2 protein-coding genes are annotated in these 327 nt (G+C 63.3%); one reads left to right on the plus strand and one right to left on the minus strand.

Going from position 1 to position 327, the window contains the following annotated elements; genetic code table 11:
• Positions 1-181: hypothetical protein (locus tag EN851_RS36885; RefSeq protein ID WP_210234958.1), on the minus strand; the 181-nt coding region annotated here is incomplete at its 3' end.
• Between EN851_RS36885 and EN851_RS34920 the strand changes: the two genes are divergently transcribed.
• A partial coding sequence (locus EN851_RS34920) for an FAD-dependent oxidoreductase (RefSeq protein ID WP_245520899.1) occupies positions 175-327 on the plus strand: 153 nt, incomplete at its 3' end. The two genes, EN851_RS36885 and EN851_RS34920, sit on opposite strands and share 7 nt — an antisense overlap.

A 327-nucleotide genomic window follows, 5' to 3' on the forward strand; every position in this document is an offset into this window, starting at 1 on the left:
ATTGGCTTGCTAGCTCACAGCCACGGCGATCTGGCCCATCGAAACGCTCTTTCAAATTCATGAAATCGCCAATAGAATTTTCACGCAGCTCCAGCGCCGAGGTAATCTTTGCCCGCAGCCTTCTCCGATCCGGTCTGGCAAAAACCCCAAGCGGCGCCGGCGTTCCGGTCCGAGCTGTCATCCGGCGGCACGTTGGACACGATCGTTGTCGGCGGCGGCATCATGGGGCTGTCGACGGCTTTGCATGCGGCGCGCGTCGGTCTGTCGGTCCAGGTGCTGGACGCCGGCGCTATCGGGCAGGGGGCGTCCGGCCTCAATGGCGGCCAG

The organism is Mesorhizobium sp. M8A.F.Ca.ET.208.01.1.1, assembly GCF_004791315.1.
Classification (GTDB): domain Bacteria; phylum Pseudomonadota; class Alphaproteobacteria; order Rhizobiales; family Rhizobiaceae; genus Mesorhizobium.